Here is a 19,797-nt window from a genome sequence, read left to right as displayed (position 1 = left end):
TCTCCTTTATGCATTCATTGCTTGCTGAAGTGCGTCGTCCACAGCATTTTGAAAATCTTCTGTACTAAGCGTTGCTCCGCTCACGACGTCGACATCTGAGCTTTGTCTTTGTACGACTTGAGCCGGAAGGCCCTCAATGTAACTTTGAGAATAGTGAGTATCCGCTTCTGTAATTTCAACTGTATCAATTCGGTCGTTTTTAATGGTCACGGATACGTAGACAGTTCCGATACGGTTGCTTCCTTGGCCAGAATACGTTCCATCTTTGTATTTTGTTTTAGGAGCAGAACTTTCGGCACTCGCTGATGACTGTTTCTTATTAGAGGAAGCAACATCTTCTCCCCAGCTGTCATTGACAATCGTTTGATTGTCTGTTTGATCCGTCGTTTTCTTCTGATGATGAGCCGGGGGGACTTGAACAGCTTGTGCATCAGATAGAGTGTTTATATAACCAGTTGCATAAATACTTCCAATGGCTACGCTGCATGCAGCAATCATCGTTTTTCCCATTTTACTCATGTTTGTTGAACCTCCTGATTTATACCAGAACTATAGTTTCGATTATTGATGGTGATCTTTAGCATAAATAAACTTTACAAATAAACTTTTAAAAAAGATTTAAAATCAAAAAAGTTTTTTCAAAAGTAAATGTTCCAAGTGAAAAGGTCATTTTAAATAATGAAAGGAGAAGCTGGAATTTCTTTCACAAGCCTAGCTATTTTGACATACGTAATAATAGTTAATATTTCTGTTTACTATCTAAACGTGCATGATAAAATAGAAAAGATGAATATGTGTTAGGAGGAACATCAGTGAAAATTAAGCTTGGCCTTTTATACGGAGGAAAATCCGCTGAACATAAAGTATCTTTACAAACAGCTCTAGCAGTTTCAAAAGCAATTAATCACGATAAATATGAAGTGCATCCAATTTACATTACGGAAACAGGAAAGTGGATTCGCGGCACACAGCTGACTGGTCCGCTTGAAACAGTTGCTCAATTAGAAATTCAAGATAACGGAACTGCTATTTCACCAGTTTCATTGAATACGGAAATGTTTGCATTAACAGATTCAAAGACAGATGATCAGCTAGATGTTATTTTCCCACTTCTTCATGGTCCAAATGGAGAAGATGGTACGGTACAAGGGTTATTAGAATTGTTAAATATTCCTTATGTTGGAAATGGTGTATTAGCTTCAGCAGCTGGTATGGATAAAGTTGTAATGAAGCAGCTGTTTGCACAGGCAGGTCTGCCTCAAGTAGAGTACGTATCATTTATCCGCCGCGAGTGGGAAGCAGATCGAACGGCTGCTTATGAAAAAGTAGAAACACTTGGATATCCTTGCTTTGTTAAACCAGCAAACTTAGGTTCAAGCGTTGGGATTAGCAAATGTGATAACCGTGAAGAGCTAGAAGCGGCATTTGTTGAAGCTTTTTTATTCGATCGGAAAATCATTGTAGAAGCAGCAGCAGTTGGTCGTGAAGTTGAAATTGGTGTGTTAGGGAATGATGAAGCAGCTTGTTCAGTAGTTGGAGAAATCTTACCTAAAAAAGCGTTTTACGATTACAAAGCCAAATATGAAGACGGCGATACAGGTCTTATTATTCCAGCTGAAATTACAGAAGAACAGCATCAAGAAATGTCAGCACTAGCAATCAAAGCATTTAAAGCAATTGATGGATCTGGTCTTGTACGTGCAGATTTCTTCTTAACATCAGAAGGTAAATTCATTATTAATGAAGTGAATACGATGCCTGGTTTTACACCTTTCAGTATGTTCCCGTTATTGTGGAAACACGCAGGTGTTGAATATCCAGATTTAATTGAAAAACTTGTATCACTAGCAATTGAACGTCATACCGAAAAGCAGCAAATTAAACACACAATGTAACTCACACAACACTATTCATCATGAATAGTGTTTCTGTGTTTAGTTTCAATTAATGTTATCCATAGTTTACTTTATATCGAGAGGAGCAAACCAACAATGATTAAACGTACGCTTAAACAGCTAGCTGCAATGATTCCAGGAAGTGTATTTCATAGCGGGAATGAAGCAGCTGTAATTGAGGGAGTCTCAATTGATACGAGAACCATTCAGCAAGGTAATTTATATATCCCAATTAAAGGGGAACGTTTTAACGGGCATGCATTTGTTCATAAAGCAATTGAAAACGGAGCGGTTGCTACACTGTGGAACAAAGATGAAGAAAACCCACCGACAGACATTAGTGTTATTTTAGTCGATGATACGCTAGAAGCTCTTCAGCAATTAGCGAAATCCTATCGTCACGAGTTAGATATTAAAGTAGTGGGCATTACAGGAAGTAACGGAAAAACAACGGCAAAAGACATGGTGAAAGCTGTGCTCGATACAACTTATCGTGTTCTGAAAACAGATGGAAACTTTAATAATCATATTGGCATGCCGCTTACTATTTTGCGTTTAGATGAAACTCATGATATTGCAGTTTTAGAAATGGGCATGAGCAGCCGAGGAGAAATTGAGTTTCTTTCTAATTTAGCGGAGCCTGATGTGGCCATTATTACAAATATCGGAGAATCGCACCTTCAAGACTTAGGAAGCCGTGATGGAATTGCGGAGGCAAAATTAGAAATTACAAGCGGCTTAGCCCCAACAGGTCAGCTTGTCTATAATGGTGATGAGCCACTTTTAACGTCGCGCGTTGTTAATCCAGTATTTGAAACGGTGACATTTGGCAGCTCAGAACAAAACGATTTGTATCCAAGTGCTATTTCAGCTGAAGAGTTAGGCACAACATTCACTGTTTCACGTGAAACAACATATTCATTCTTTATCCCGGTATTAGGTAAACATAATGTTCACAATGCGCTTTCTGCTATTGCGGTAGGTCATTATTTTGGACTAGACAATAAAACAATCGCTAAGGGATTAAAAGAATTAAAGCTAACCAATATGCGTATGGAGCTCGTGAAACGAACAGATGGCCTGACCTTCATTAATGACGCATATAACGCAAGCCCAACGTCCGTTAAAGCTGCTATCACGTTGATGCATGATTTAGAAGGCTATAAGCAAAAAATTCTTGTTCTTGGGGATATGCTTGAATTAGGCGATCAGGAAAAAGAGTTCCACAAAGAAGTGGGAGAGTTTATTCAAGCAGAAAAAATTGATTATGTTCTAACATACGGCCCCTTATCTGTTGAAATTGAGCAAGGAGCAAAAAATAATTTTGCAGAAGATAAGGTAATGCACTTTGAGGAGAAAGATGAGCTTGTTAAAAAATTAACAGCGATTACAACAAGAGAAGATGTGGTTTTAGTGAAAGCATCTCGAGGGATGAAGCTTGAGGAAGTTATCTCAAAAATGATGCATAAATTACCGTGATATTAAAAAGAGTATAAGTAAGCTCTATTGCAAACGGAAAGCCATAGTGTTATGATGTAGTCTGAGTGTCTTGAGGCGCTTATACTCTAAACGTTGAATTTATTGAAGTAGTCGTTTAGAGCATTTTCCGTTTCCTCGGAGAATGCTTTTTTTTGTAAAATATAGATAGTCTAAATATAAAAGGAGTTTGAAAAACTTGGCATTATTTCAAGATTTAGGATTAAGTCAACAGCTTAATAAAGCTGTGAGTAAAATGGGTTTTGAAGAAGCAACACCAATTCAATCAGAAACTATCCCATTAGCACTAGAAGGTCACGATTTGATCGGACAAGCACAAACAGGAACAGGGAAAACAGCGGCATTTGGTATTCCTCTTATTGAAAAAGTTGATGTAAACGTAGATGCAATTCAAGGGTTAATTATTGCTCCTACTCGTGAACTTGCTGTACAGGTATCTGAAGAACTTTACAAAATTGGTCAAACAAAGCGCGTACGCGTGCTATCAATTTACGGTGGTCAAGATATCAGTCGTCAAATTCGTGCATTGAAAAAGCACCCTCATATCATCGTAGGAACACCAGGGCGTATGCTAGATCATATTAATCGTCGTACACTTCGTCTACAAGATGTTCATACAGTTATTTTAGATGAAGCAGATGAAATGTTAAACATGGGATTCATCGAAGACATTGAAAAAATCTTATCAAACGTACCTGAGAACCACCAAACACTTTTATTCTCAGCAACAATGCCTACTCCAATCCGTCGCATTGCTGAAAAATTCATGAACGAACCAAAAGTGGTAAAAGTAAAAGCAAAAGAAGTAACGATGCCAAACATTACGCAGTACTATTTAGAAGTACAAGAAAAGCGTAAATTTGATATCCTTACTCGTCTTTTAGATATGCAATCACCTGAATTAGCTATCATCTTTGGTCGTACAAAGCGCCGTGTTGATGAGCTATCAGAAGCATTAAATATGCGTGGTTATTCTGCACAAGGTATCCATGGTGACTTGACGCAATCGAAACGTCTATCTGTACTACGTCAATTTAAAGAAGGTTCTATTGATGTATTAGTTGCGACGGACGTAGCTGCACGCGGACTTGATATTTCTGGTGTTACTCATGTATACAACTTTGATATCCCTCAAGATCCAGAAAGCTATGTACACCGTATCGGACGTACAGGACGTGCTGGTAAAATGGGTGCTGCTATGACATTTGTAACGCCAAGAGAAACTGGACAGTTACACAATATTGAGCGTACAACAAAACGTAAAATGGAGCGTCTTACTCCTCCAACGCTTGATGAAGCAATGGAAGGTCAACAGCGTATTGCAGCTGACAAATTAACAGAATCTGTGACACAAGGCAACTTATCTTACTACAAACAGTTGGCAGAAGAGTTACTTGAAGAGCACGATTCAGTTTCATTAGTGGCAGCAGCAATCAAATTATTTACAAAAGAACCAAACGAATCACCAATTCAATTAACTGCTGAACCACCGGTAATTGCAAAAGGTGATAAAAACAAACGTGGAAATGGCGGAGGTCGTTCACGTTCTAACTCTAAAAACTACTCACAGCAAAATCGTCGTGGAAACTCGAAGCGTTTTGGTGACAAGCGTCGCGGTGGAAGCAACGGCAGTGATAATAGAAATCGTAATAGCAGCAGTAATCGTAAAGATTCTCGCAGCAAAGCGTAAAAAAAAAACGAGCCTTAACAGGCTCGTTTTTTTTTATGTGTTAATTGCTATTTTATTGGTGCACACTATGAGTAAAATAAAATGGGGTGTTCACTGATGTCGACCATTGTACGGTTAGGTTATGTGGCGATGAGCGTTCATTTGGAAAATAGTTCTCCTTCTCAAACAATGACTTTTGCACAATTTCAGCGTGTGAAAGACCATGAAGCGGCCATTCGCAAGCTCGAACGTATTGCAATATCCAACTTAGAAAACTGCTTACGGTTATTAAAACATAATGCGTGGAGTGAAATTGAGTTTTTTCGATTCAGTTCTAAGTTAATTCCATTAGCTAACCATGAGGCCCTAAAAGAGTGGAACTACATAGCTCCTTTAAAGGATGCTCTTCAGCGTATTTCTGTATTTTTGAAGGAACATCCAATGCGAGTAGATTTTCACCCGGATCATTTTGTTGTTTTAAACTCAACGGATAAAGAGGTTTTTAAGCATTCTATCCAAACTCTTCGCATGCATCAAAAGTTGCTAAAAGGAATGGACATTCCGCTTCAAAATCGCTGTGTTTTACATGTTGGAGGGGCTTATAATGATAAAGAAAAAGCACTGGAGCAGTTTATTCATAATTGGGGGCTTGTACCTCAATCCCTTCAGCAAATGATTATGTTAGAAAACGACGATACAACCTTTCATATAAAGGACGTCTTGTATTTATGTGAAAAACTAAATGTCCCAATCATTTTTGATCTTCATCATCATCAGGCAAACAACGACGAAACTTCATGGCAGGAGCATTGGGACCGTATCATTAGAACGTGGGAACAGGAAACGCTTCCTCTAAAAATGCATATATCTAGTCCTAAAAGTGATAAAGAATTTAGAGCTCATGCAGATTATATCGATGTTCATGGGTTTTACAGCTTTTTAAAAGAAGTAAATGGAACGATACCGCAAATTGATTGCATGATTGAAGCTAAGAAAAAAGATGAAGCGCTCTTTCAGTTAGCAAGAGACTTGAAGTCTTATGAAGATGTGGAATTTATTAACTCATCCACCTTTTATATTAAATCTTAAAGCAGGCCTCATATCTGTGGCTTGTTTTTCTGTTTGAACGCCAGAAAAGCGAGAAAAAATCCAGCAATACCTCCAACGAAATGAGCTGTGTTGTTAGTTCCTGGCGTTAGCAGACCTGAAAGTAATCCAATAATTAAAAAGACGACAATGATTTGCTGGTTACTTTGAGAAAGCATATGCTTTTGTTTTATTACAAGGTAGAGGTAAAACCCAAGCAGCCCGAAAATGGCACCGGATGCACCCACATGGCTGTAGAAAGAAGATTGGGTTAGAAATGTAACGATATTTCCAAGCAATCCACACGTAAGGTAGAATAGAAGAAACTTATAAGAAGAAAGAATACGCTCAGCACCTGGCCCTAACAAGAACAATGAAAATGAGTTAAAAAGAAGGTGTGAAAAGCTTAGATGCAAAAAGATAGGTGTGAAAAGTCGCCAGTAGTCTCCTTGAGAAATTAAGCTATTCACACCAATAAGCTGATGTATAAAAGATTCTGCAAGGTGTGAGGGAAGAGCGGCAAGTAACCATAGCGCAATGTGGATGCAGATAAGCGTGAAGGTAACAGGATAAAAACGTTTAAATTCAGCTGCATTTTCTGTGCGTACGAACATATTTGTCACTCCTTTTTATAAAGGCATTTTTATATACTATTCTGTAAGAGAGGATTAAATGAAAATGATTATAGGAACTGGAATTGATATTACAGAGTTAGAGCGGATTGAAAAAATGGTGCAGCGTCAAAGCGCTTTTATTACTCGGATTTTAACAAAAAATGAAAAAGAACGCTATGAAAAGCTATCAAGCCGACGTAAGGTCGAATTTTTAGCAGGAAGATTTGCTGTGAAGGAAGCATATTCGAAAGCTCTTGGAACAGGAATAGGAAAAGATTTCAGTTTCCAAGATATAGAAATTGTGAATGATGAAAGAGGAAAACCCCACATTGTTACAAAACAACCACTGGATGCGTCCGTACACGTATCTATTTCCCACAGTGCGCACTATGCAATTGCTCAAGTAATTATTGAACGCTTGTCAAGCTAGTCTGCATATTCATTATTTCTTGTTCATATATTCATAGTGTGGATAGGGGAGACAAGATATGTTCTTGCTTCTCCGTTTAGCTGTGAATATACGAAATAAAGGAGTTGGGGAAATGCATAAAAAATGGATTGGCTTATTTGTTTGCGCCTTTTTTCTCTTAGCCTTATCAGCATGCGGTGAAAAAAGTCAGCAGGATGTAACAGATGCATTGGATGCCAAGGTACAAGAAATGGCGGGTTATAAATCAGATGCTAAGATGACATTAAATACAGGGAAAGATGCTCAAGTATACGATGTAGAGATTTGGCATAGTAAGCCTATGTATTATCGAGTGAATTTGAAAAATACAAAGAAAGATCAAAGCCAAATGATTTTGCGTAATGATGAAGGGGTTTTTGTTTTAACGCCTGCCTTAAATAAAAGCTTTCGTTTTCAAAGTGACTGGCCGCAAAATAGCAGTCAAGCTTATTTGTATGAATCCCTTGTCCAAGATATTGTGAAGGATGAAAAGGCAAGTTTTAAATCAACAGATAAGCATTATATTTTTGAAACAAAAACCAACTATCAAAATAGCACGATGCTTCCTAAACAAGAAATTACGCTGAATAAAAGTGACTTAGCGCCTGTTTCGGTTAAAATTATGGATACGGATAATAAAGTGTTAATAAAAGTTGATTTCTCTAAGGTCAAATTCGATTCTAAGTTTGATAAAGGGGCTTTTGATACAAAAAGAAATATGACAAGTGCAAAGATTGACGTTCCGACATTAGCTCAGCAAAAATCATTTAGCGTCCTTTATCCTAAGGATGTTCCAAAAGGTACAAAGCTGTCCAAGGAAAAGAAAATTGAGACAGAAAATGGCGAAAGAGTCGTTTTAATGTACAAAGGAGAAAAGCCGTTTACGCTTGTACAAGAAAAAGCGCAAGTAGCTAAAACAGCGACATCTACAGTTACTGCCGGAGAGCCATTTGATTTAGGTTTTACTGTGGGAGCTTTAACGGATAAAAGTCTATCTTGGACATATAATGGAGTAGACTTTATGCTGGCTTCTGATCAGCTAACACCAGATGAATTGAGTACAGTTGCTAGATCTGTGCAAAGTCAGATGGGAAAATAAGAGAAGCTTACAAGCCTGCATATATGTAGGCTTGTTCTTGTTTAATTTGAATAAAGATCGAGATGAAGTTTGGCTATAGATGTATTATACTAACAGAGGAAAGTACGTTTAGAATGGTTCTGAAAAAAGGAAGTGTCGTAGTAATGGATGCATTTTATAGAGAAACATGGGCAGAAATTGATGTAGAAGCCATTTTTCAAAATGTGAATCATGTAAGAGAACTGATACCGGGGCATAAAACGTTAATGGCTGTAGTGAAGGCGAATGCGTACGGGCATGGAGATAAAGAAGTAGCAGAGATTGCGCTTCAAGCTGGTGCTGATATGCTAGCTGTAGCTTTTTTGGATGAGGCTATTGCTCTTCGGAAAAAAGGAATAAAGGAATCCATTTTAGTATTAGGAGCCGTGCCTACCCTACACATTCAAACCGCATTGGACTGGAATGTAACGGTCACTGCTTATAGCAAAGCTTGGATTGAAGAAGCGGCGTCCATTCTAGGTGAAAACAGTCAGCTGCATATGCATTTAAAAATAGATACAGGCATGGGTCGCTTGGGAGTTAGAACAAAAGAAGAATTACACGAAACGATGAAAATCATCGCTTCTCATTCGGGATTCGTGCTGGATGGAGTGTTTACACACTTTGCAACAGCAGACGAGCTAAACTCATCTTATTTTGAAGAACAATACACATTCTTTGAAGAAATGGTTCGAATTGTGAAAGAACATAATTTTACACCTCCGATGATTCACTGTGCAAATAGCGCAGCCTTGCTTCGTCGTCCAAAAGATATCTTTAATGGCGTACGCTTAGGCATCTCTATGTATGGCTTGAGTCCTTCTGAGGAATTAAAAGAAGTCATGCCAATTCCGTTAAAACAAGCTTTTTCGCTGCACAGCCGTATCGTGCATGTCAAAAAAGTCAAAAAAGGGAGTCATATCAGTTACGGAGCTACTTATGAAGCTAAAGAAGATGAATGGATTGCTACTATCCCAGTAGGATACGCAGACGGCTGGATTCGTAAATTAAGTAATTTTGAAGTATTAGTAGATGGAGTTAAAGTGCCAATTGTTGGTAGAATCTGCATGGATCAACTGATGATTAAATTACCTAAAATGTATAAAATGGGTACAAAAGTAACATTTATTGGAAAACAAAAAGATGCTGAAATTACAATTGATGAAGTAGCGAAGCATCTTGAAACAATTAATTATGAAATCCCTTGCATGGTTGCAGCAAGAGTTCCGAGGGTTTATACAAGAGATTCGCAGCATATTGATGTTAATAATTATATCTTGCGCTGAATATATATCTTCCTGAGTCAACATAAAAAGTCTGCGAACAAAAGACAATAAAAATAATAACTTCCATGCATAAAAGAGGGTATCAATTGACGATAATAGTGTAGAAATTGACAGAATTAACTTTCCATTAAAGCTAATCAATGTTATGATAAGGAAAGATGAGACTATTGGTGTGTGTATTGATGTTGGAGGTGTATGTTTGTGTCTGAAGCGAGCGCAACTACAGAAATCCTAGTAAGATTACCGAAAAATTTAGTATCGGAGCTCGATCTTATGGTTAAACAAGAAAATGGCAACCGAAGTGATTTTATTCACCAAGCAACAAAATTGTACCTTCGTGAGCGAAAAAAACGCCATATTCGCGAATCAATGAGACGTGGATATATGGAGATGGCAAAGATAAACTTAAATATTGCTTCCGAGGCTTTTCTAGCAGAGTATGAAGCTGATCATACTGTGGATCGTTTAGTAAGCGGGGGGTAATGACTTGGTAGTCAAACGTGGCGACGTTTATTTTGCTGACCTATCTCCTGTTGTTGGCTCAGAACAAGGAGGCGTTCGCCCTGTACTTGTCATTCAAAATGATATAGGCAATCGTTTTAGCCCAACTGTTATTGTAGCTGCGATCACTGCTCAAATTCAAAAGGCAAAGTTACCTACGCATGTTGAAATTGATGCAAAGCGCTATGGATTTGAGCGAGATTCAGTTATTTTACTAGAACAAATTCGTACTATTGATAAACAGAGGCTAACAGACAAGATTACCCATTTAGATGATGAAATGATGGACAGAGTGGATGAAGCCTTGCAAATCAGTGTAGGACTTATCGACTTTTAGAATTATACTTCCATTTATGCTAAGTTGCTCCTTTATGAGCAACTTTTTTAATTTGACTAGGAATAATCAGTAAACGTATATTGTAATAAGAAACGTTTTAAAAATGATAATATATATATAGATATAAATGAGTGTATTGACTCACAAGGAGGACCTCATGAATCAAGATTTATTCAATTATATACAAAATCATAAATCAGAAATTTTTGATCGATGGCTAGTGTTAATGAATGATGTGGAAACAGAGCGGATTAAAAACATTGTATCCGAACAAGTGTACGTAAATGTAAGCTCTGATTTTGTAAATTTACTTTTGGCAAAAGCATTCCGTGATCAGGAAAATTTTGCAGAGGAACTAGAGGAAGTAGTAGGACGAGTTGTGAGTTTAGGATGGCCTCTTGCTTATTTGACACAGGGTGTACGTAACTTGGGTCACGTAGTGGTTGAAGGGTATGTAAACAGTGAACATGTGAAGGCTGACCAAACTCATTCTGAATTATTCTATCGGTTTGACAAGTGGTTAAGCCCTATTTATAACAAAATAGTAGAACAATACTCCAACTCGTGGGAAAATACAGTTATGTTGCAAAAAGTTGCACTTCAAGAATTGTCTGCTCCATTAATACCGGTATTTGATAAAATTACAGTAATGCCGCTTGTAGGAACAATTGACACTGATCGCGCAAAGAAAATTATGGAAAACTTACTGCAAGGTGTCGTAAAGCACCGATCAGAGGTCGTATTAATAGATATTACCGGAGTACCAGTAGTGGATACGATGGTTGCCCATCATATCATTCAAGCTGCTGAAGCCGTACGTTTGGTTGGAGCCAAGTGTTTGTTAGTAGGAATTCGTCCGGAAATTGCTCAGACTATTGTGAACTTAGGTATTAACTTAAACGAAATTATTACGAAAAACTCATTAAAAAAAGGCGTAGAGTTTGCGTTAGAAATGACTGAGCGGAAAATAGTTGATATAGAATCGGAGGAATAAACGTGAGAATACCCATTTTGAAATTGTACGACTATTTATTGGTATCCATTCAGTGGGAGCTGGATGATCAAACGGCTATTCAATTCCAAGAAGATTTGCTAAGTAAAATTCATCAAACTGGAGCAAAAGGAGTGGTAATCGATTTAACTTCAATTGATATGATCGATTCATTCATCGCAAAAGTGTTAGGTGACGTGGTTAGCATGTCTAATTTGATGGGGGCTAGAGTAGTATTAACAGGTATCCAGCCTGCAGTAGCTATTACACTTGTTGAGTTAGGGATTGGCCTAAATGATGTTCTTACTGCACTCGATTTAGAAAAAGGTCTTGAGAAACTCCAATCGGAATTGGGGGATTAGTATATGGAATTCCAATCCAGCGTAAAAATCGTAACAGAATGGGACATCGTAGCGGCACGCCAATTAGGTAGAAATGTGTCGAAAGAGCTAGGGTTTGGAACAGTTGACCAAGCTCGTATTACAACCGCCATTTCTGAATTAGCTCGTAATATTTACCTATATGCGGGTAAGGGTCAAATCTATATTGAGAAATTAAATCGTGGAGGAAAAAACGGTCTTCTTGTCGTAGCAACAGATGAAGGGCCAGGTATCCCCGACGTTCGCAAAGTAATGGAAGATGGATACTCAACATCGGGTGGACTAGGAGCTGGGCTTCCTGGGGTAAAACGATTGATGGATGAGTTTGACATCGAAACAAATGTCGGAGAAGGTACTGAAATTAAAGCAGTTAAGTGGCTCCGGTAGGAGGAAATAGATAATGTCTTTTGATAAAGAGATGAGAGATTTATACAAAGATATTTTGGGGAACTATATCCAAACACAAAATGAACAAATTTTGTATCAAGGACAAAAACTAAGTAGAAAATCTTTAGAGAATGAAATATCCCCAGAAGATATTGTGAGCATTCATAAAGAAGTGATTGAAGAAATCTATTCTGATATTCCAGAAAAAGTGCTGCATTCTCTGGACTTTTTACTTGAGGTAATGATTAGCTACGGCCTTGCTCTTCGTGAGCATCAAACATTAAAAAATAAGCAGCGGGAACTTCGTTCTGAGATTGAAGTTGCTGCTAACGTCCAGCAGACGCTGTTGGGGACAAAGGTTCCGGCTAGTTCAACTTTAGAAATTGGTGCGATTAGCGTACCGGCTAAACAGATGAACGGAGATTATTTTCACTTTGTAGAAGAAGAGCACGGCGGGTTAAGTATTGCCATTGCCGATGTGATCGGAAAAGGAATTCCAGCTGCAATGTGTATGTCTATGATCAAATATGCAATGGACAGCTTACCGGACTCAAGGAAAAATCCAAGTTATGTATTAGAGAACTTGAATAATATTGTAGAGCGAAACGTAGATCCAAGTATGTTTATTACGATGTTCTACGGAAGCTATAATCCCGAGACAAACTTATTTGATTATGCTTCTGCAGGGCATGAGCCAGGTTTTTATTATGATGCAAAAGCTGATTCATTTGAAGATTTGGAGGCAAAAGGACTCGTGCTAGGAGTCGATCGCCATGTGAAATATCTTCAGTACGAGCAGCAGCTTTCAAAAGGCGATATGATTGTTCTGTTAACAGATGGCGTAACAGAATGCAGAACTGAAGAAGGATTTATTGAAAGATTGGACATCATAAAATTAATTCGAAAATACATGCATTTGTCTCCTCAAGAAATTGTAGAATCTGTATATAAAGAGCTGGAGAAATTACAGCATTTTCAATTGAGGGATGACTTTACATTGATTATTTTGAAGAGTTTAGTTTAAGTATTCTAAAAAAGGGTACAGAAAAGATAGCACAAAATTAGAGGGGGTCTACTAATACGATGAATTTAAAAATAGATATACAAAAGGACGGTCAAGCATATCGTATTAAGCTGGCTGGAGAGATTGACGCATATACAGCACCTAAGCTAAAAGAAAAGTTCATGGAAATTACTGAACATACTGAACCGGAAATTATAGTCGATTTAACCGATGTATCATACATGGATAGTACAGGACTAGGTGTATTTATTGCATTGTTAAAAGCCAATAAGAAAAATAACGGCTCTTTGAAATTTGTTGGTGTATCAGAGCGCATCAAGCGCTTATTTGATATTACGGGCCTTACAGACATTTTAAACGTGAATTCACAAGTAGAAGGTGGCGTAAAATGAAACAGCCTTATGACTTTGTTGAGATGAAGATTCCTGCTAAGCCAGACTACGTAGCGATTATTCGACTGACGCTGTCTGGTGTAGCGAACCGGATGGGTTTTTCTTATGATGAAATTGAAGATATGAAAATTGCTGTGAGTGAGGCATGTACAAATGCCGTGCAGCATGCTTACAAGAGTGAAGAAAATGGTGAAGTGAGAGTAGGTTTTGGTTTATTTGATGACCGTTTAGAAATCATGGTGGTCGATAAAGGTGAAAGCTTCAATTTTGAAGAGCTTAAGGAACATATAGGACCTTATGAAACATCAAAAGAAGTTGAATTTCTTCCTGAAGGTGGACTTGGTTTATATTTAATTGAAACACTAATGGATGAAGTGAAAATGGTCAATTCAAAAGGTGTAACGCTAATGATGACTAAGTATGTGCAAAGAGAGCAGGTGGAGAGTGATGAAAACACAGTCTCAACCTATGAAATTAACTAAAGAACAGGTTCAGGAACGAATTGAGCGCTTTCAAAAAACGCAGGATGAAGAAGCACAAAGTGATCTAGTAGTACATTACAAGAACCTTGTTGAATCTATTGCACGTCGTTATTCAAAAGGCAGAAGCTTACATGAAGATATTGTGCAGGTAGGGATGCTAGGACTGTTAGGAGCTATTAGAAGGTATGATGCTTCATTTGGAAGAAGCTTTGAATCGTTTGCTGTTCCTACAATCATTGGAGAGATTAAGCGATTTTTACGCGATAAAACGTGGAGTGTTCACGTGCCGCGCCGCATCAAAGAATTAGGTCCTAAAATTAAAGCAGCTGTCGAAGAGTTAACAACCCGTTTACAGCGATCTCCTCAAGTGAAAGAAATTGCTGATCATATCGGAGTGACAGAGGAAGAAATTTTAGAAACGATGGAGATGGGGCAAAGTTATCAAGCGTTGTCTGTTGATCATTCCATTGAAGCAGACTCTGATGGAAGCACTGTGACAATCCTTGATTTAGTAGGTGAACAAGAGTCGGGTTATGAGAAAACTGATCAGCGCTTAGTGTTAGAAAAGATTCTTCATGTATTAAGCGATAGAGAAAAAGAAGTGATTCGCTATACCTTTATTGAAAATCTGAGTCAAAAAGATGCCGGTGAGAAGTTAGGGATTTCTCAAATGCATGTATCTCGACTGCAAAGAAGAGCGCTTGATAAGCTAAGGACTGCAGCTCGCTCAGATTCTAACGATTCGGAGTATATGTCGTGATGGCAGTAGACCCTAATACAAAGTCGATTCAAACTCATATATACCAAGAACCAAAGCAAGGGAACGTATGTTGTGGAGATAGTTACTATGTCAAAGAAACGGATGACTATTTTCTATGTGCAGTGGCAGATGGATTAGGAAGCGGTGAACAAGCCAGAGCCGCTTCTGTAGCTGTTACGGATGTAGCGAAAGCTCATCATCATCTAGATGTGGATGAGATCATTTCTAAGTGCAACAAAGCTACTCGACATACAAGAGGCGCAGCAGTAGCTATTTTGAAAATTGATAAAAAACATAACGAATTTCATTATACAAATGTAGGTAATATCCGCTTTTATCTGTATTCTCCGGAGGGGAAATTAACGTACCCTCTGCCAATTCAAGGTTTTTTATCAGGAAAAATTCAAAAGTTCCGCACACAAACCTTCCCATATGACTCCGGTTCTAAATTTTTGATTCATACAGATGGCTTAGAATTAAAAGAGATTAAATCTGTTTTTGCTAACTCGATGAATGTAGATCAATTGTCGACACGGCTACAGGCAGCTATTCGATCTCATAATGACGATATTACGTATATCGCTGGTCATCTTCCAACTGCATAGCCTTTCTTTTTAGCTCACATGTGTTATTGCATGTGAGTTTTGTTACAATAGAGACAAAGTTTCATTTAGGTAGGAGGATAAGCTGTGTCTGTTGCAACGAAATTAGATAATCAAATTGTTCAACGTGTAAGTAAAGAGGTGGAGATTTCGCAAAAGCAAGTACAAAACGTAATTGCTTTAGTAGAAGACGGTAATACAGTTCCCTTTATTGCTCGATATAGAAAAGAACAAACTGGTGCTTTGGATGAAGTCCAAATCCGGAATATTTTAGATTCCTGGAACTACTTAATGAATTTAGAGGAGCGTAAAGAGGAAGTTCTTCGATTAATTGAAGAGCAAGGGAAATTAACTGAGGAACTGGCTGCTCAAATTCATCAAGCGAAGAAATTGCAGCAAGTAGAAGATTTATACCGCCCTTTTAAGCAAAAACGACGTACAAAAGCAACTGTAGCAAAAGAAAAAGGTCTTGAACCATTAGCACAGTGGCTACTAAGTTTTCCACGTTCTGACGTGAAGAATAAAGCGCAAACATACATAAATGAAGAAGCGGGAGTTCAATCTTCTGACGAAGCTATTCAGGGAGCCCTAGACATTGTAGCGGAACAAATTTCCGACGAAGCATCTTACCGTCAATGGATTCGTACGACCACTGTAAAAGATGGCATAATTGTTACTTCAGTCAAAGATCCGGGAAAAGATGAAAAAAATATCTATGAAATGTACTATGAATATACAGAAGCGGTAAAGCGAATCGTTCCTCATCGTATCTTAGCTATGAATAGAGGAGAAAAAGACGGTATTTTAAAAGTGAGTATTGATGCGCCTACAGATCGTATTCTTTCATATTTACATAAACAAGTAATCAAAAAAAGGGATTCTTCAGCCGAAAGTTATATCATCTCAGCTATAGAAGACGCTTATAAACGCTTAATAGAACCATCTATTGAACGCGAAATCCGTAAAGAGCTATCAGAAAAAGCGGAAGAAAGAGCCATTCACATCTTTTCTGAAAACTTACGAAAACTTCTTCTCCAACCTCCATTGAAAGGGAAAGTCGTATTAGGAGTAGATCCAGCCTTTCGAACAGGCTGCAAATTAGCTGTAGTAGATGAAACAGGCAAGGTATTAAAAATTGATGTTATTTATCCACATCCTCCTGTGAGAAAAGCAGCTGAAGCGCAAAATAAATTAAAGAAAATGTTCGCTGAATACCCTATTGAAGTAGTAGCCATTGGAAACGGAACGGCATCTCGCGAAACGGAGCAATTTGTAGCGGATGTTCTTAAAGAAATTGAAAACCCAGTTTATTATTTGATTGTGAATGAAGCGGGAGCAAGCGTATATTCGGCTTCTGAAGTTGCTAGAGAAGAATTTCCTGATTTTCAAGTAGAAGAGCGAAGCGCTGTATCGATTGCCAGAAGGCTGCAAGATCCGCTGGCTGAGCTTGTGAAAATCGATCCTAAGTCGGTAGGGGTAGGGCAGTATCAGCATGATGTGTCTCAAAAGCAATTAAATGATTCACTGACTTTTATTGTAGAGACAGTAGTAAACCAAGTAGGAGTAAATGCAAACACGGCTTCTGCTTCGCTTCTACAATACGTTGCTGGTCTAAATAAGACAGTTGCTCAAAACATTGTAAAATATCGGGATGAAAACGGAAAATTCTCTAACCGAAAACAGCTGAAGAAAATTCCGCGTCTAGGTGCTAAAACGTATGAGCAGTGTATTGGGTTTTTACGTATTATAGAAGGTGAAGAACCTTTAGACAGAACGGGTATCCATCCTGAAACATATGGAGACGTTAAAAAGCTTTTAAAGAAAGCGGAAGTGAAAGAGACTGAGCTTGGAACGGAGAAAGTAAAAGAAGCATTAAAACATATTTCTTTACCCGAAATATCAGAAGAACTAAGTATAGGGGAGCTTACTTTAAAAGACATTATAGAAGCGCTCGTAAGACCGGAAAGAGATCCTCGTGATGAACTGCCAAAACCTTTGCTCCGTCATGATATTTTGAAGCTAGAGGATCTAGCAAAAGGTATTCAGCTTGAAGGCACGGTGCGAAACGTCGTAGACTTCGGAGCGTTCATCGATATAGGAGTTAAGCAAGACGGTCTAGTCCATATTTCTAAATTAACGAATCGGTACGTTAAGCATCCCCTCGATGTCGTTTCAGTAGGAGATTTGGTGAATGTGTGGGTAGAAGACATAGATATGAAAAAAGGAAGAGTTGCACTGACGATGATTCCGCCCCATCAATAATAAAATTGCCTTTTCAGATTTTCTGAAAAGGCAATTTTATTTGTAAAAAGAAGTGATTTAAGAAGCGGAATTATTTTTTTGATAAAAAAACCAACATTGATTGAGCAATTTTATTTGTGCACGGTCTTTTTCAGAATAAGCGCGCCTCATTTGTTTTTGTAGCCACATTGGCATAAGGACAATCACTCCTTTTCATTTATGATAAGGTGAATAGTGAGTATGTAATGAAGTGTATGCCCAAAGAGCTAGTCAGGTGATTTCATACAGTAAAGGAGTATATAAGATGAATGATAAGGATTTACAAATACTTGTAGAAGAAATTTCATTGAAGCTGTTCCACAAACCATTTCGTCATGAAGCCACTTTTAATTCTCGGTTACGTACGACAGGTGGAAGGTATTTATTACGTACATCTAATATAGAAGTAAACTACAAATACTTTGAACAATATGGCAGACAAGAAATAGTAGAAATTATTAAACATGAGCTCTGTCACTACCATTTGCATATTGAGGGGAAAGGGTATAAGCATGGAGATCAAGACTTTAAAAGGCTAATGAAAGAAGTAGGCGCCCCCCGATTTTGTCAGGCATTGAAAAAAGAAAGTGATGGAAAGAAAAAAGAGCACATATATGTATGTATGCAGTGTGATCAAAAATATGTTCGAAAAAGAAAAGTGAACACGGTTAAATATGTTTGTGGAAAGTGTAAAGGTAAATTAAAAAAAATATAGAAGATGCTTGACTAAAATAGATTGATTATGATAAATTAATAAAGCCGTCTCAAATAAACGGCAAAGAAATGACAAAAACTTATTGACATTACATATAATGTCGATTACAATGTAAGAAGTCTGATAAATATTATTCCACAGTAGCTCAGTGGTAGAGCTATCGGCTGTTAACCGATCGGTCGTAGGTTCGAGTCCTACCTGTGGAGCCATATGGAGAAGTACTCAAGTGGCTGAAGAGGCGCCCCTGCTAAGGGTGTAGGTCGTGTAAGCGGCGCGAGGGTTCAAATCCCTCCTTCTCCGCCATTTTATAATGGCCCGTTGGTCAAGCGGTTAAGACACCGCCCTTTCACGGCGGTAACACGGGTTCGAATCCCGTACGGGTCACCATTGATTTTCATTTACATATTCTGTGGAGGATTAGCTCAGCTGGGAGAGCACCTGCCTTACAAGCAGGGGGTCGGCGGTTCGATCCCGTCATCCTCCACCATTTGACTGTTTTATACATAATTTTGGATGGTCCCGTGGTGTAGCGGTTAACATGCCTGCCTGTCACGCAGGAGATCGCGGGTTCGATTCCCGTCGGGACCGCCATTTAAATTATTGGGCTATCGCCAAGCGGTAAGGCAACGGATTTTGATTCCGTCATGCGTTGGTTCGAATCCAGCTAGCCCAGCCATAAAGAGCCATTAGCTCAGTTGGTAGAGCATCTGACTTTTAATCAGAGGGTCGAAGGTTCGAGTCCTTCATGGCTCATTTTCATTTCTTGCGGGTGTGGCGGAATTGGCAGACGCGCTAGACTTAGGATCTAGTGTCTTTACGACGTGGGGGTTCAAGTCCCTTCACCCGCATCTTATTCATTTTATGTATTTAGCGGTCGTGGCGGAATGGCAGACGCGCTAGGTTGAGGGCCTAGTGGGGGCGACCCCGTGGAGGTTCAAGTCCTCTCGGCCGCACCAAAAAAACTTTTTAAAAAAGTGTTGACATAAGAAAATAGAAGTGATATTATAATAAAGTCGCCAAAACAACGGCGGTAAACATCATAAGAAGCGCCCGTAGCTCAATTGGATAGAGCGTTTGACTACGGATCAAAAGGTTAGGGGTTCGACTCCTCTCGGGCGCGCCATATTGCGGGTGTAGTTTAGTGGTAAAACCTCAGCCTTCCAAGCTGATGTCGTGAGTTCGATTCTCATCACCCGCTCCAAATATATTGAACTTTGAAAACTGAACAAAGCGACAAACGTCAACGTTAATTTTTATTTTAAAATTGAGCAAGTCAAACATTTCTTCGGAGAGTTTGATCCTGGCTCAGGATGAACGCTGGCGGCGTGCCTAAT

General features: G+C 38.5%; 22 protein-coding genes and 11 tRNA genes. 30 read left to right on the top strand and 3 right to left on the bottom strand.

The features are described 5' to 3' along the window. Nucleotides 1–6: 6 nt before the first annotated feature. Nucleotides 7–519, bottom strand: a complete 513-nt coding sequence (locus MMB68_RS26460; protein ID WP_221786131.1) for an FMN-binding protein — start codon at nt 517–519, stop codon at nt 7–9. Nucleotides 520–812: 293 nt separating this feature from the next. Here MMB68_RS26460 and MMB68_RS26455 point away from each other — a divergent pair, with 293 nt between their 5' ends. The 4 genes from MMB68_RS26455 to uvsE all read left to right on the top strand — a co-directional run bounded on the left by MMB68_RS26455 (nt 813) and on the right by uvsE (nt 6,150). After that, nucleotides 813–1,895, top strand: coding sequence for a D-alanine--D-alanine ligase (locus tag MMB68_RS26455; RefSeq protein WP_013054995.1), 1,083 nt, complete (start codon nt 813–815; stop codon nt 1,893–1,895). A 96-nt stretch (nt 1,896–1,991) separates the two neighbouring features. After that, complete coding sequence (locus MMB68_RS26450) at nt 1,992–3,374, top strand: UDP-N-acetylmuramoyl-tripeptide--D-alanyl-D-alanine ligase (RefSeq protein ID WP_221786132.1); 1,383 nt, start codon at nt 1,992–1,994, stop codon at nt 3,372–3,374. Between the two features lie 196 nt (nt 3,375–3,570). Beyond that, complete coding sequence (cshA, locus tag MMB68_RS26445) at nt 3,571–5,082, top strand: degradosome RNA helicase CshA (RefSeq protein ID WP_013054997.1); 1,512 nt, start codon at nt 3,571–3,573, stop codon at nt 5,080–5,082. 96 nt (nt 5,083–5,178) lie between these two features. Continuing rightward, entirely contained in the window at nt 5,179–6,150 is a 972-nt protein-coding gene (gene uvsE, locus MMB68_RS26440) for a UV DNA damage repair endonuclease UvsE (RefSeq protein ID WP_221786133.1), read from the top strand. Between the two features lie 8 nt (nt 6,151–6,158). Here uvsE and MMB68_RS26435 read toward each other — a convergent pair whose 3' ends face one another. After that, the gene (locus MMB68_RS26435) at nt 6,159–6,761 is read right to left on the bottom strand and encodes a rhomboid family intramembrane serine protease (RefSeq protein ID WP_221786134.1); all 603 of its coding nucleotides are present in this window, start codon (nt 6,759–6,761) and stop codon (nt 6,159–6,161) included. Between the two features lie 64 nt (nt 6,762–6,825). Between MMB68_RS26435 and acpS the strand changes: the two genes are divergently transcribed. The 14 genes from acpS (at nt 6,826) to MMB68_RS26365 (ending at nt 17,730) form a co-directional block, all read left to right on the top strand. Then, a complete protein-coding gene (gene acpS / locus MMB68_RS26430; RefSeq protein WP_153252861.1) occupies nt 6,826–7,191 on the top strand; it encodes a holo-ACP synthase in 366 nt (121 codons plus the stop codon). Between the two features lie 58 nt (nt 7,192–7,249). Further along, entirely contained in the window at nt 7,250–8,308 is a 1,059-nt protein-coding gene (locus tag MMB68_RS26425; RefSeq protein ID WP_013055001.1) for a LolA family protein, read from the top strand. A gap of 62 nt (nt 8,309–8,370) precedes the next feature. After that, a complete protein-coding gene (gene alr / locus MMB68_RS26420; protein WP_481861954.1) occupies nt 8,371–9,612 on the top strand; it encodes an alanine racemase in 1,242 nt (413 codons plus the stop codon). Nucleotides 9,613–9,813: 201 nt separating this feature from the next. Further along, complete coding sequence (locus MMB68_RS26415; RefSeq protein WP_013055003.1) at nt 9,814–10,095, top strand: CopG family ribbon-helix-helix protein; 282 nt, start codon at nt 9,814–9,816, stop codon at nt 10,093–10,095. Between the two features lie 4 nt (nt 10,096–10,099). Next, nucleotides 10,100–10,450, top strand: coding sequence for a type II toxin-antitoxin system endoribonuclease NdoA (ndoA, locus tag MMB68_RS26410; protein WP_013055004.1), 351 nt, complete (start codon nt 10,100–10,102; stop codon nt 10,448–10,450). Between the two features lie 157 nt (nt 10,451–10,607). Next, the gene (locus tag MMB68_RS26405; RefSeq protein WP_013055005.1) at nt 10,608–11,444 is read left to right on the top strand and encodes an RsbT co-antagonist protein RsbRA; all 837 of its coding nucleotides are present in this window, start codon (nt 10,608–10,610) and stop codon (nt 11,442–11,444) included. Between the two features lie 2 nt (nt 11,445–11,446). Beyond that, complete coding sequence (locus MMB68_RS26400; RefSeq protein ID WP_013055006.1) at nt 11,447–11,803, top strand: STAS domain-containing protein; 357 nt, start codon at nt 11,447–11,449, stop codon at nt 11,801–11,803. 3 nt (nt 11,804–11,806) lie between these two features. Next, nucleotides 11,807–12,208 carry an anti-sigma regulatory factor gene (locus tag MMB68_RS26395; RefSeq protein ID WP_013055007.1) on the top strand — a complete coding sequence of 134 codons (402 nt, stop codon included), beginning with the start codon at nt 11,807–11,809 and terminating at the stop codon, nt 12,206–12,208. Nucleotides 12,209–12,221: 13 nt separating this feature from the next. Beyond that, complete coding sequence (locus MMB68_RS26390; protein WP_013055008.1) at nt 12,222–13,232, top strand: PP2C family protein-serine/threonine phosphatase; 1,011 nt, start codon at nt 12,222–12,224, stop codon at nt 13,230–13,232. 59 nt (nt 13,233–13,291) lie between these two features. Further along, nucleotides 13,292–13,624, top strand: coding sequence for an anti-sigma factor antagonist (locus tag MMB68_RS26385; RefSeq protein WP_013055009.1), 333 nt, complete (start codon nt 13,292–13,294; stop codon nt 13,622–13,624). Next, nucleotides 13,621–14,106 carry an anti-sigma B factor RsbW gene (gene rsbW / locus MMB68_RS26380; RefSeq protein WP_025753516.1) on the top strand — a complete coding sequence of 162 codons (486 nt, stop codon included), beginning with the start codon at nt 13,621–13,623 and terminating at the stop codon, nt 14,104–14,106. Before MMB68_RS26385 ends, rsbW begins: the two co-directional genes overlap by 4 nt. After that, nucleotides 14,072–14,866: an RNA polymerase sigma factor SigB gene (sigB, locus tag MMB68_RS26375; protein WP_013055011.1), complete on the top strand. Its 795-nt coding sequence runs from the start codon at nt 14,072–14,074 to the stop codon at nt 14,864–14,866. Before rsbW ends, sigB begins: the two co-directional genes overlap by 35 nt. Next, entirely contained in the window at nt 14,866–15,471 is a 606-nt protein-coding gene (locus tag MMB68_RS26370; protein WP_221786139.1) for a PP2C family serine/threonine-protein phosphatase, read from the top strand. Before sigB ends, MMB68_RS26370 begins: the two co-directional genes overlap by 1 nt. Nucleotides 15,472–15,555: 84 nt before the next feature. Next, nucleotides 15,556–17,730, top strand: coding sequence for a Tex family protein (locus MMB68_RS26365; RefSeq protein ID WP_221786136.1), 2,175 nt, complete (start codon nt 15,556–15,558; stop codon nt 17,728–17,730). A gap of 57 nt (nt 17,731–17,787) precedes the next feature. Here the strand turns inward: MMB68_RS26365 and cmpA are convergent, their stop codons facing one another. After that, nucleotides 17,788–17,904, bottom strand: coding sequence for a cortex morphogenetic protein CmpA (cmpA, locus tag MMB68_RS26360; protein WP_013055014.1), 117 nt, complete (start codon nt 17,902–17,904; stop codon nt 17,788–17,790). Between the two features lie 109 nt (nt 17,905–18,013). Between cmpA and MMB68_RS26355 the strand changes: the two genes are divergently transcribed. The 12 genes from MMB68_RS26355 to MMB68_RS26300 all read left to right on the top strand — a co-directional run bounded on the left by MMB68_RS26355 (nt 18,014) and on the right by MMB68_RS26300 (nt 19,664). Then, nucleotides 18,014–18,463 (top strand): SprT family protein, encoded by a 450-nt coding sequence (locus MMB68_RS26355; RefSeq protein WP_221786137.1) that lies wholly within the window; start codon nt 18,014–18,016, stop codon nt 18,461–18,463. A 134-nt stretch (nt 18,464–18,597) separates the two neighbouring features. Beyond that, nucleotides 18,598–18,672, top strand: a tRNA-Asn gene (locus MMB68_RS26350). A gap of 3 nt (nt 18,673–18,675) precedes the next feature. After that, nucleotides 18,676–18,766, top strand: a tRNA-Ser gene (locus tag MMB68_RS26345). Between the two features lie 9 nt (nt 18,767–18,775). Beyond that, a tRNA-Glu gene (locus tag MMB68_RS26340) sits at nt 18,776–18,850 on the top strand. A 24-nt stretch (nt 18,851–18,874) separates the two neighbouring features. After that, nucleotides 18,875–18,950 (top strand) — tRNA-Val (locus tag MMB68_RS26335). Between the two features lie 28 nt (nt 18,951–18,978). Next, a tRNA-Asp gene (locus MMB68_RS26330) sits at nt 18,979–19,054 on the top strand. 10 nt (nt 19,055–19,064) lie between these two features. Then, nucleotides 19,065–19,139 (top strand) — tRNA-Gln (locus MMB68_RS26325). A gap of 4 nt (nt 19,140–19,143) precedes the next feature. Continuing rightward, nucleotides 19,144–19,216: transfer RNA gene (locus MMB68_RS26320), tRNA-Lys, on the top strand. Between the two features lie 12 nt (nt 19,217–19,228). Then, nucleotides 19,229–19,311 (top strand) — tRNA-Leu (locus MMB68_RS26315). 22 nt (nt 19,312–19,333) lie between these two features. Then, a tRNA-Leu gene (locus MMB68_RS26310) sits at nt 19,334–19,419 on the top strand. Nucleotides 19,420–19,509: 90 nt separating this feature from the next. Then, nucleotides 19,510–19,586 (top strand) — tRNA-Arg (locus MMB68_RS26305). A gap of 4 nt (nt 19,587–19,590) precedes the next feature. After that, a tRNA-Gly gene (locus tag MMB68_RS26300) sits at nt 19,591–19,664 on the top strand. Nucleotides 19,665–19,797: the final 133 nt, after the last annotated feature.

This window comes from Priestia sp. Y58, assembly GCF_029522095.1.
Lineage (GTDB): Bacteria > Bacillota > Bacilli > Bacillales > Bacillaceae_H > Priestia > Priestia megaterium_E.
This window is presented reverse-complemented; position numbering and strand designations above follow the sequence as displayed.

Coding starts and splice junctions, on each gene's coding strand:
- MMB68_RS26460 (WP_221786131.1), bottom strand. CDS start 519: ATGAGTAAAATGGGAAAAACGATGATTGCTGCATGCAGCGTAGCCATT.
- MMB68_RS26450 (WP_221786132.1), top strand. CDS start 1,992: ATGATTAAACGTACGCTTAAACAGCTAGCTGCAATGATTCCAGGAAGT.
- uvsE (WP_221786133.1), top strand. CDS start 5,179: ATGTCGACCATTGTACGGTTAGGTTATGTGGCGATGAGCGTTCATTTG.
- MMB68_RS26435 (WP_221786134.1), bottom strand. CDS start 6,761: ATGTTCGTACGCACAGAAAATGCAGCTGAATTTAAACGTTTTTATCCT.
- acpS (WP_153252861.1), top strand. CDS start 6,826: ATGATTATAGGAACTGGAATTGATATTACAGAGTTAGAGCGGATTGAA.
- MMB68_RS26425 (WP_013055001.1), top strand. CDS start 7,250: ATGTTCTTGCTTCTCCGTTTAGCTGTGAATATACGAAATAAAGGAGTT.
- alr (WP_481861954.1), top strand. CDS start 8,371: ATGAAGTTTGGCTATAGATGTATTATACTAACAGAGGAAAGTACGTTT.
- MMB68_RS26405 (WP_013055005.1), top strand. CDS start 10,608: ATGAATCAAGATTTATTCAATTATATACAAAATCATAAATCAGAAATT.
- MMB68_RS26395 (WP_013055007.1), top strand. CDS start 11,807: ATGGAATTCCAATCCAGCGTAAAAATCGTAACAGAATGGGACATCGTA.
- MMB68_RS26390 (WP_013055008.1), top strand. CDS start 12,222: ATGTCTTTTGATAAAGAGATGAGAGATTTATACAAAGATATTTTGGGG.
- MMB68_RS26385 (WP_013055009.1), top strand. CDS start 13,292: ATGAATTTAAAAATAGATATACAAAAGGACGGTCAAGCATATCGTATT.
- rsbW (WP_025753516.1), top strand. CDS start 13,621: ATGAAACAGCCTTATGACTTTGTTGAGATGAAGATTCCTGCTAAGCCA.
- sigB (WP_013055011.1), top strand. CDS start 14,072: ATGAAAACACAGTCTCAACCTATGAAATTAACTAAAGAACAGGTTCAG.
- MMB68_RS26370 (WP_221786139.1), top strand. CDS start 14,866: ATGGCAGTAGACCCTAATACAAAGTCGATTCAAACTCATATATACCAA.
- cmpA (WP_013055014.1), bottom strand. CDS start 17,904: ATGCCAATGTGGCTACAAAAACAAATGAGGCGCGCTTATTCTGAAAAA.
- MMB68_RS26355 (WP_221786137.1), top strand. CDS start 18,014: ATGAATGATAAGGATTTACAAATACTTGTAGAAGAAATTTCATTGAAG.